Raw genomic sequence first — 10,187 nt, 5'->3', positions numbered from 1 at the left:
TTCAACCAGAGCATCATCGACTCGCAGGGTCGTGTGGTGGGCACTTGGGCGGACATCTTGAACCGGGCGAACCTGGGGATGGAAGTGATGCACGAGCGGAATGCGCACAACTTTCCGTTGGACTTAGCTGCGGGTGAAGCGGCTCCGGTTGCTCTCTCGGCTCCTGCCATCAACGGTTAGTCCTGAGACTGTTCCACTGACCTAGTTGATTGATTAAGCAAAGAGCGCTTCCTCATGTGAGGAAGCGCTCTTTGCTGTAAGACTATTTAGTAATTTTGGAGATGACATAATTCCCCTTCCTGATGGCACCATTTTTCAGACCAGCTTAGAAGTAATACCAAATTCAAGAATAGACGTTACAAATCAATCGAGCCACCCTCACCCTCAATCCCTCTCCTAAGGGGAGAGAGACTTACCTTTAGCACCCTGCTCCTCCAGGAGCAGGGCTGCGGATGAGGGCAACGGATCTGTAGCCCTTGCAATTTGATTTGGTATAACAGACCTCAGCTGTAATGCCGCTAGTGCATTCCTAATGCTGAAGCGCTGATTTACGATGGTTGACGGCAGTTACACCCGAAGCGTCCAAAACCTTACCTTGATTCACAACCGCATAGAGCAGCCAGTGGTCACCACATTCCATGCGGTTCTGGACAGTACATTCTAAGTAGGCAAGGGCATCCGTAAGTATCGGACAGCCATTAGTTGCCGTGTCGGTTTGGATCGCCACAAACGGATCTTCACCAGGGCTGGGCGGTTTAAGAAAGTGTCGCCGGAGGTTTTTGCCCTGCTTAAGAATATTAAGTACAAAGGGCTCGCCTATGTGCGCGAGTAGCTCGGCAGTTTGGTCCTTCGCGATCGCAATCGTCAGCCCTGGCGGATTAAAGCTGGCTTGTGAAACCCAGGACGTGAGTAAGCCTAGCTTGGTATCATCCTGTGTAGCAGTCAGTACGCAGAGCGAACCAGTCACTCGTCCAACCGCTTGCCCAGTGCGATCAGTTTGCCCATCTGCTGCATTTTGATACGGGGCACGAATGCGTTTCTCTTTACGGAGGCTTTGGGCAAAATCTGTGCCAATGGCTTCGCATTGCTGAAGCGTCTCCTCAGTCGGCTTGAACTTGATCCGCAGTGTCTCAAACCCCAGTCGATACCCAGAGTCTTTTAACTTTTCTGCAATTTGATCAACTGCCTCACCGCTCCAACCATAGGAACCAAACACACCTGCCAGTAACGTTCTTGGAGCCGTAGATAGAATAATGCCTAACGCCGTCTGAATTTGAGTAGGGGCGTGTCCGCCCAGCGTTGGTGAGCCAATAATAAATCCGTCGCAGCGCTCAACTAAACTAGTAATCTCGGCAGGGTCAGCAAATTCGCAGTTGACGCACTCGACCTGAACGCCTGTTTGGGCAATGCCTTTTGCGATCGCCTGCCCAATCGTTGCCGTGTTGCCATAAGCAGACGCATAAAGCACCAACACGGTTAAATCCTTCGTCTTTTGCTGCTGGCTCCATTCACGATAGTCGTACGTCAAGCGGCTGAGGCTGTAGCGCACCATCGGACCATGACCAGGCGCATAGAGTTTCGTTTTGGTAAACGTGGCAAACTTATCCAGCGCTGCTTCAACCTGACGGGTCTGAGCCGCATGAAGACAGTCGAAATAGTAGTGGCGATCGTCATCAAGCTGCTTCCAGTTTTCGTCCAACACTGGCTCATCACAGACATGTGCGCCAAAGAATTTGTCGGTAAACAGAATGCGTGTGGCAGGGTCGTAGGTGCAAAGAGCATCGTGCCAGCGGGGAGTCGGCACAAACACGAATTGAAGGGCGTGTCCTTGCCCCAGGTCTAGCACCTCGTCACCACGAATGGGCTTAATCTGCGTGTTATCGTTTGCCCAAGCTGCACGTAAGAAAATTGCCGCTGGTTTTGAGCAAATAATCGTTGCCTGTGGTGCAAGTGCCAGCAGCTTCTTGAGCGTTGCGATCCGGTTCGGGTTAACGTGCCCAACAATTATGTAATCAAGCTGTGATAAATCCAGTTGCTGCTGCAACGCAGCAAGAAAAATGTCTGTAAACGATTCGCCTGGTGGATCAAGCAGAACAATTTTGTCTGCCTGGATGAGATAGGCATTGGCTGTAGTACCTTTTTGCCGACCGTACTCGACCTCAAACTTGAGTCGATCCCATGTGCGCGATCGTAGTACCGTCGTACCATCTCCGATCGACGCTACCTGCACATCACGTGGTCGAGTCTCTACAGCTGGCACATCGTCAGCCGTTTCATCCACCTCCGTCTCTACCTCAGCGATCACCTCCTGCCCATCCGATTCCTCTAAGGTATCAGGCGAGACATCTAGCGAGGGCGCAGAGGGTTTAAAGAAACTGGCAATCGCTTTAAAGAATGGATTGGGAGAAGACATGGCAGCGGTGAGAGGGTGAGGGGATGGCAGAGGGGCACGGGGAGCAGTGGTAAGGGAGCAGAAGGGAAAAAGCTTTGAGTTCTCAGTTCATTCTGACTGCTATGCTAACTGTCAACGCTCATTGTCGACCGCTGAACGCTGACAACTAACAACGCTAGTAATGGTTGCCCACCTTCCGATGATGAACTGCCGTCAGCGCATCTTGCTTCGCCAGACGACCCGCATCAATCGTGCTGTAGACGATCCAATGGTCACTGCATTCCATCCGGCTCGTGACTTCACACTCCAGATATGCCAAAGCCTCTGACAGAATCGGCGCACCGTTGGTCGCCGGATAGGTTTTGACCCCGGCGAACCGATCGGCTCCAGGCGCAAAGCGTTTCAAAAAGTGCCGCATCAACGGCTGATAGCTGCCTTCTTCAAGAATATTCAGCACAAAGCGATCGCCCACGTGCATAAAGGATTCGATCGCCCGGTCTTTGGCAACCGCGATCGTAATGCCTAACGGTTCGATACTTGCCTGAGCCACCCAGGATGCAAGCATTGCGCTGGATGCTTTACCCTTTTGCGCTGTAATAATGTATAGCCCACCGCTTAAGCGACCTAGCGCTTTATCTAGATCGCCATCCAGCGATTTCATTTGCTTAATGGTGCGATCGCGGGTCAGCCATTGTCCCAGGTCAGTACCTGCTTCATCACAAAGTTGATACGTCGCTTCGGTCGGCGCTTCTTTCACCAAAATGGGCGGAAAGGCTTCAGATAAGCCCACGTCTTGCAGCTTGTTCCGCAGCAGATGTACCGAATCATCGTCACCACCACCGCTTTCAAACAGACCAAAGGATTGCTTCGCGTGCGTTGCAGCCAGAATCGTTCCCAGGGCAGCTTTCGCCGCAGACGCAAAATCACCGGACTGGGGCGGCATGGCGATGACTATACCAGACGCAAGACTGACAAGCTCTCGAATTTCGTGGGGTTCTGCGGTACGGAGATCCATCTGTTCCACCGCCACGCCCGTTTTCATAACGCCCTGGACGATCGAATGTGCCAGACGCTCTGCCGCACCGTAGTCAGAAACGTAAAAGAGTGCAACTGTCGTCACGGCTTTTGCTTGCTCCTGGCTCCAGGTGCGATAGCGCCCGACTAGCTCTTCCAGGTTGTACTGCAAAAGCGGACCATGCCCTGTCGCGATCGTTGCAACTCCAGGCAGATCGCCCATACGCTTGAGGGCAGAGAGCACCGAGCGCGCATTGGGTCCCATCAAACAGTCGTAATAGTAGCGATAGTCCGACTCAATCAGTTCCAGGTCTTCATCAAAAGTAGAATCGTCGCAATAGTGCATTCCAAATGCATCGCAGGTATACAGCACTTGCGTTTTGTGGTCATAGGTAAAGATGGTGTCAGGCCAGTGGAGGTTAGGCGCAGAGACAAACTCCAGCAGGTGCCCATTGCCCAGATCAAGGCGATCGCCATTCTTCACTAGCTTCCGCTCAAAGGGCTGATGCACCAGATCTTCTAGAAATTGAATAGCGACCTTCGCACCAACGATCGTCACATGAGGCGCCAGCTTCAGGATATCTGTAACCAAACCGCTGTGATCTGGCTCAGTGTGGCTGATGATCAGATAATCAATTGCAGCGGGATCAATCAAGCCCTTCAGAGTATCGAGATAAAGCTGCCGAAATTTTTCGTGGGAGGTATCAACCAGGGCAACCTTGTCACCGCGGATGAGGAATGAGTTGTAGGTTGTGCCATTGTTGAGCGCAAATTCGATGTCGAAGCGTTCTCGATCCCAATCTAGACAACGAATGATAGTGGTATCAGACTCGCTAACGCCATCAGCCTGTGCCAATGCAACGGTTTCTAATGTTAAGCGCTGCCGATCGATGAGTGCTACCATGCCTGCCTCTCTGTCTAATGACAATTGGGTTTTTGTAACTCGCTACACCTCTTATTATCTGTTGCGCGCTCGCCATCTGTAAAGTTTTGTTAGGTAAACTTACTCATGAGCTGTGCTTATGGAGAAAGGCAGAAGGCAGCAGGCAAAAGGTAAAAGGGAAGCTATGGTACGCTTTACCTCTGCTCTCTAGCTTCAAACTCAACGTCTTTGTTGCAGCAAGTCAAACTCCACATGAGCTTTTCTTGAGCAATGAGATGAATTTTTAATGTTTTAGGCGCTGCAAATAATCCCAACCACGCTGGTTCCAGACCTGCTTGCCGGTTTTGTCCGCGATCCAGCGGGCGACTTTCGGTCCTGTCCAGCGTCCGCCTTCAGGAGGGGCACTGCAAAGCGCCTGCTGTAGTTCTTGCTGCTGGGTCAGCGTCAGGAGCGATCGTGGTGAGGGTTTACCGCGCTGACTGCGGTTTTTGATGCCAGATTCACCGTTCTGATTGTAGCGGCGGACAATTTCTTTGGCGTAGTCATAGTTTAAGCCCACGCTCTCTGCTGCCTGCTTCACTGTCCACTGTTGGTTAACAAGGTACAGCAAGTGCCATCGACGCGCTTCAATAGGGTCTTGCGCTTGCTGGTAACGGTCTTTCAACTCTTTAGCAGTGAGATGGGGTAGCAGTTGTACTCTGCGTGGCACGATCAAACTCTGAAACATACGGTATCTCTTCCATTGATCAGAATGGTTTTTGTACGTCCGGATAGTTATACGTCTGGATCACGCTGCACATCTGGATCAAGCAATGTCTGACAGCTACAATGTCCAAACCTGTACAAAAGATTGCTTCAAGCGTTTGGCTAGGCTGAGTTCACCTATGGCAATTCGATAGTACGAAGCAAATAGCTTTCAGAGTTGAAAGCGCTGTTGCCCTTTGGCTGCCAGTAGCTACACAATTATTTGAGGACAAATCCAATGTTGGAGGAAAGCGATCGCCACATCTGTGACAGTTACGGTGATGCTCCATAACTTTCGTTGTATTACCTATTAATTTTCTACCCGCCTAGTGAAAAAACACTAGAACCATCAGAACAGCATTATCTAGGCAATTATGAGCGAAAATTAATTAAACCTGATTGGAACCATTTCTGGTAATGACTGCAATTCAAACGAAACCAACCTTACTGCTTGCCACTCTGCAATCGACCGCGATCGAGAATCGCGCTGCTCAGGTGGTATGGACTATTGCTCGAGTAGCGGTGGGCTTACTGATGATCCATAACGGCTTTAGCAAACTGGCGGACGTGCAGGGGTTTGCAAGCGGGGTTGTGAGTTTTATTGGCTTGCCTTACCCAGTCTTCTTGACTTATTGTGCTGCCTACGCTGAAATTGGGAGTTCAATTCTGCTGGCGCTCGGCTTATGCACTCGGTTCAATGCCTTGATCTTGCTATCGACCATGCTGATTGCGCTCTTCTTTCATCTCAAGAAAGATGGCTGGCATATTTCCCCTTTGGAAACAGCTTCCCTGTATGCCTTGTGGTTTAGCTTCTTCCTCACCAATGGGGGCGGTTTATTCTCTCTCGATACCACGATCGCAGGTTGGCTGAGAAAATCCTCATCTCCGTAAGATGGTCAAGTGGGATTAGTATCGGCAGTTGATGGAATGAATAATTTGCAGCAGTTCAGGTTAGTGGAACGCTCCGCTTACAGGTATCTCACATTTACGGCTTCCCAGTCAGCTTTTGGTTCATTGGTCATGTGAAAGAGCACCTCCACTTGTCGCCCTTCGGCATCCAAACCAACCACCACTAGCCCTCGACTTGTTTGTTCCTGAGCAAAAATGCCTTTCAAAGCTGAGAACTTCATGCCTCTACTCCCTGTGACACACCTAGACTTTTGGCAGCAGCTATTTCAGGGCGTTCGTACTGGTTGCGGTGACGTACAGCTAAGCGCACATACACTGGATCAGTCTTAGCCAGTTGCCACTTTTCATAGAAAATCCTAGCTGATTGGGCTTTGAGCGGATCTTCTTCACGCGGCAGCACCGTTTTGGAACCGGAGGCATACTTACGCCCCGACTTGTGATTGGCATAGCGACGAGAGCGAGTATACCCCATCTGCAAAAACTTGCGTGCCATATCCATGCCCACAAAATCGTCTTCCGCCTTGTATTGGGCAAACAGGCTGTAGATTTTGTCAGCCGATTGACGAGCGATGTCTGGGTTTTTGAACTTCCAGTAGGGCAAAATCTCGCTCTTGTAGGGTTCAACCAGCAAAACACCCTGTTCGCCCCGACCGATCTGGTACAGTTCTGGCTGTTGGCGAAAGTCGATCGCCTGAAAATCTAGTGAATAATCAAATTCCTTCATCTGCAAAAGCTCAGCTCAACCGAAGACGCCAATTTTGATCTAGCTTCTTTAGCTTGACCGAATCTCTTGCTGTTAGCATCGCCCTACTGATATACCGTGCTTTCTATCACTGCAAGCTCCATCCTGATGCTGCCGATGCTTGCGATCAAATGGAGGCGTGGTGGCATTGATGCAGGAGCGATCGTCGCCCTTCCCAAGGAAAATAGTGATATTCGTGCTAATTCTGTCAACTTTTGGGGCAGCAACATCTGGATTAATATCTCTGGCATCTTTGGTCTTCAGTTTCGCCCTCAAGGCATACCTTTGAGCGATATCACCACTACTGGAGCCAGTTCTGCCTATGTAGCACAGTACAGCTTAACGAGGTTATGGGCTACAAGTCGCGCACACGGGAGCGATTAGTCTAGTTACTACCACTCCTGACCTCATGGTGCCAGAGCGCTTGGCGTTACTAACTGATTTGCCAGGGACAGTAGTCAGCCGCTGCCAGCCACACTCATAAACACTCTGCTCTGACAGCTTTTGAACCTTAATGACCAGTATTTGTCCGTTGCTCAAACTGAGCCTACATGTACTCCGAATCAACCCGTTTAAGTTAATCCTTGCCAGCTTTAGCGCTGAGACGGCTTGGGATAGTAATGATAAATTCTGTTCCTTTACCAAGAGTTGAGTAACATTCCAACGTGCCTTGGTGCTTCTCAACAATAATCTGATGGCTGATGGATAGACCTAACCCTGTTCCTTGACCAACAGCTTTAGTAGTGAAGAAAGGATCGAAGAGCTGTCTTCTCACTGCTTCCGGCATCCCTAACCCGTTATCACTGATGCGAATGGTGATCCAACCGTCAGCGGAAGATTGAGTCTGAATTGTAATGGTTGCAGCTAAACAGGCAGCTATTTGGGCTGCTAGCGCCTCGTTTCCTTGTCCCTTCAATGTGGCTCGCTGGGTTCTAGTCTCTTCGATCACGTCAATCGCATTTGTCAAAATGTTCATAAAAACTTGATTTAACTGTCCCGCAAAGCATTCCACTGGCGGAAGTTGCCCATAATTCTTGACAACCACAATACCTGAATTATTTCCATTGGCTTTTAGACGACTTTGCAGAATTAATAGGGTGCTATCAATACCTTCATGCAGATCAACCGTTTTAAGCTCTGCTTCATCCAGGCGCGAGAAGCTACGCAGGGATTTAATGATGTCTCGAATGCGTTCGGCTCCTACCCGCATCGAAGCCAGTGCTTTAGGTAAGTCCACAGCTACGAACTCAAGATCAATCTGCTCCAAAGCCGCTTGTAACCCAGGTGTGAGATGAGGATATTGATGTTGATAGAGTGCAAGTAATTGCAGTAGCTGTTGGGCATACTCCGTGGCGTAGGTGAGATTGCCATAGATAAAGTTGACCGGATTGTTGATTTCGTGCGCCACACCAGCCACCAGTTGTCCTAAACTTGACATTTTCTCGCTCTGCACTAACTGAAGTTGCGCGCGTTGCAGTGCGCTCAATGTTTGCTCCAAGTGCTGTGTTTGCGCTCTTAGCTGTTCCTCAGACTGTCTCAAAGCCGACTCTACCCGCTGCCGTTCGAGAATCTCATCTTGCAACTGTGCCACCACAAGACACAATTCTTGGTTTGTTTGAGTGATTTGTTTTAAAGCCTCACTTACTTCCCACTGGGCTTTTTCCAGGGTCTTTAGCATCTCGTTGATATTCTGCGTCAGGTTCGCTATTTCATCCTGACCTGTTACTGGTAACCGTAAGGCTAAGTCGCGTTTAGTTCGGATCTGGCTGACGCCTTGGCTTAAATGGGTGAGGCGGGCTAGCACGAAGCGCTCTAGCAAAAGGACGCTCACACCACCAAAGAGGAGTCCGAGCAGGAGAATCATGATCATCAGGGACTGTTGGCTGCGGTGCCCTTGCTGATAGATCTCTCTGGGTAGTTCAATCCGTAAAATCAAAGCAGGCTGCTGATAAACATCCAGCAGCAGCAGGTAGCCAACGAGCACTGTTTCGCTAAGCGGGTGAACAAAAATGGGGTTTTGGCGGGACAGCGCTTGACGAGCCTGTTGGTAATCAGCAGGCAGGTTTTTTTGATTGAGCGGTTGGATGCTAATTGGAAAGCGCGTCAGCTTCGTCAGGTTGGCGCTGGTATCGGCATTAATGTAGCGCCCAAAGATGAGCACTCCACGCGGTTGTCCTTGACCCGCTGAGGTCAGAATTGGTTGGCAAGTGATCAACATAGGACCTTCCTTTAACTGGATAATGCCGGTTAAGGGTCCTTTTGTAAGGGGGTAGTCCAAGAGCAGATTAGCTGCGAACTGAGGGGGTAATCCTTTGGGTAGTGGCTTTACTTGCTTGGTTCTGAGGTCAAACCCTGTGCCATAGACAACTTGACCGTCGGCATTTACAAATAGCGCTAGGTTAACCTTTAAGTTCTTAAGCTGCTCCGGCACTAAATTGGATTTAATGTACGCCTGATTGCGGTCTTCAATAAAAGTGTAGGTGTCATCCCAAGCAGACCAATCGCTGTAGCGAGACGTGAAGGCTTCTTGATCTTTAGCAAGAACGTTTAGTACGCCTTGCAATGATTGGTAGGCGCTTTGCTCCTCTGCCCTCCTCAAACTGCCTAATAGAATCGCTGAAGAAGCAAAATAAACCACACTGGTTAAACCAGTCAGAATGAAACAGAAGGTAAGAATTGTCTTCCCTCGAAGAGTTAACCGCTTGAAAGGAAAAGGTTTAGTCAATTTCATTCCTTCTTTCTCAGTCATCAGTCATCAGTAAGCAATGAGAGGGCAATAAGAGATAATACTGTTAGTAAACCGACCAGAGAAAACCCTCAATCGGTAGTCTTTGATCCAGTTGCGATCGCCAGTCTTGCCAAGTGAGTTGCTTATGCTCTCGCTAGCAGCAGACCTTTTTACCAAGCAATGATCTGCATCAGATAGATTGCTGCTGTAGCGACAGACTGCAAGTGAATTGTGCTCAAGCCGAGCTAGAGCGGCATTACGGTTAGTCGAAGACCTGCACCCCTTGAGAAATAGTGCCCTCAACATCAGCTCGAATCACCTATGGTGGCTTGAATACTTCGATTATGTGACGTACACGATCGCTTCTAAGGCTGGGTAGGAATTGAACCAATATAAGGGCAAGAAGGTGCCAAGTGACTAGAAGCCTTATCTGGACTGAGCTTGAGAAAAGCAGTGATCTGTTAACCTCAAAGCAGCCCTTCCCAAGGCACAAAAATCCGTAGCTCAACAAGCCCGTTGTATACCGTCTGCATCACCGTCTGCATCCGAGCGATCAGTGAGTCCGAAAAGTTTTTTGCGGGGGGTGAACGGGGTCGCAAGCCGAGCTAGAGCGGCATTACGGTTAGTCGAAGACCTGCACCCCTTGAGAAATAGTGCCCTCAACATCAGCTCGAATCACCTATGGTGGCTTGAATACTTCGATTATGTGACGTACACGATCGCTTCTAAGGCTGGGTAGGAATTGAACCAATATAAGGGCAAGAAGGTGCCAAGT

General features: G+C 49.6%; 8 protein-coding genes and 1 pseudogene. 3 read left to right on the top strand and 6 right to left on the bottom strand.

The features are described from left to right. A pseudogene (locus tag H6F86_RS29450) lies at positions 1-180 on the top strand (photosystem II q(b) protein); the annotation flags it as partial. A gap of 349 nt (positions 181-529) precedes the next feature. Here the strand turns inward: H6F86_RS29450 and H6F86_RS29445 are convergent. The 3 genes from H6F86_RS29445 to H6F86_RS29435 form a co-directional block, all read right to left on the bottom strand. After that, complete coding sequence (locus tag H6F86_RS29445) at positions 530-2,413, bottom strand: diflavin flavoprotein (protein ID WP_190454573.1); 1,884 nt, start codon at positions 2,411-2,413, stop codon at positions 530-532. 154 nt (positions 2,414-2,567) lie between these two features. Further along, positions 2,568-4,310, bottom strand: a complete 1,743-nt coding sequence (locus H6F86_RS29440; RefSeq protein WP_190454570.1) for a diflavin flavoprotein — start codon at positions 4,308-4,310, stop codon at positions 2,568-2,570. A 262-nt stretch (positions 4,311-4,572) separates the two neighbouring features. Then, the gene (locus H6F86_RS29435) at positions 4,573-5,016 is read right to left on the bottom strand and encodes a helix-turn-helix domain-containing protein (protein ID WP_199305583.1); all 444 of its coding nucleotides are present in this window, start codon (positions 5,014-5,016) and stop codon (positions 4,573-4,575) included. 434 nt (positions 5,017-5,450) lie between these two features. Here H6F86_RS29435 and H6F86_RS29430 point away from each other — a divergent pair, with 434 nt between their 5' ends. Continuing rightward, the gene (locus H6F86_RS29430; RefSeq protein ID WP_190454567.1) at positions 5,451-5,924 is read left to right on the top strand and encodes a DoxX family protein; all 474 of its coding nucleotides are present in this window, start codon (positions 5,451-5,453) and stop codon (positions 5,922-5,924) included. 77 nt (positions 5,925-6,001) lie between these two features. On the opposite strand, the gene H6F86_RS29425 is transcribed toward H6F86_RS29430, so the two are convergent. Both H6F86_RS29425 and H6F86_RS29420 read right to left on the bottom strand, forming a co-directional pair. Then, on the bottom strand, positions 6,002-6,163 hold the full coding sequence (locus H6F86_RS29425) for a hypothetical protein (RefSeq protein WP_190454564.1): 162 nt from the start codon (positions 6,161-6,163) through the stop codon (positions 6,002-6,004). Further along, on the bottom strand, positions 6,160-6,666 hold the full coding sequence (locus tag H6F86_RS29420) for a DUF4385 domain-containing protein (protein WP_190454561.1): 507 nt from the start codon (positions 6,664-6,666) through the stop codon (positions 6,160-6,162). The genes H6F86_RS29425 and H6F86_RS29420 overlap by 4 nt, the downstream gene beginning before the upstream one ends. A 126-nt stretch (positions 6,667-6,792) precedes the next feature. On the opposite strand from H6F86_RS29420, the gene H6F86_RS29415 reads away from it, so the two are divergent. Next, positions 6,793-7,068, top strand: coding sequence for a hypothetical protein (locus H6F86_RS29415; protein WP_190454557.1), 276 nt, complete (start codon positions 6,793-6,795; stop codon positions 7,066-7,068). A gap of 193 nt (positions 7,069-7,261) precedes the next feature. Here the strand turns inward: H6F86_RS29415 and H6F86_RS29410 are convergent, their stop codons facing one another. Next, positions 7,262-9,415: a CHASE4 domain-containing protein gene (locus H6F86_RS29410; protein ID WP_190454555.1), complete on the bottom strand. Its 2,154-nt coding sequence runs from the start codon at positions 9,413-9,415 to the stop codon at positions 7,262-7,264. Positions 9,416-10,187: the final 772 nt, after the last annotated feature.

Source organism: Phormidium sp. FACHB-592 (genome assembly GCF_014695795.1).
In the GTDB taxonomy this organism is placed as follows: Bacteria; Cyanobacteriota; Cyanobacteriia; order Leptolyngbyales; family Leptolyngbyaceae; genus Stenomitos.
Note: the sequence above shows the minus strand (reverse complement) of the source record. Positions and strands in the feature narration are given on the sequence as shown.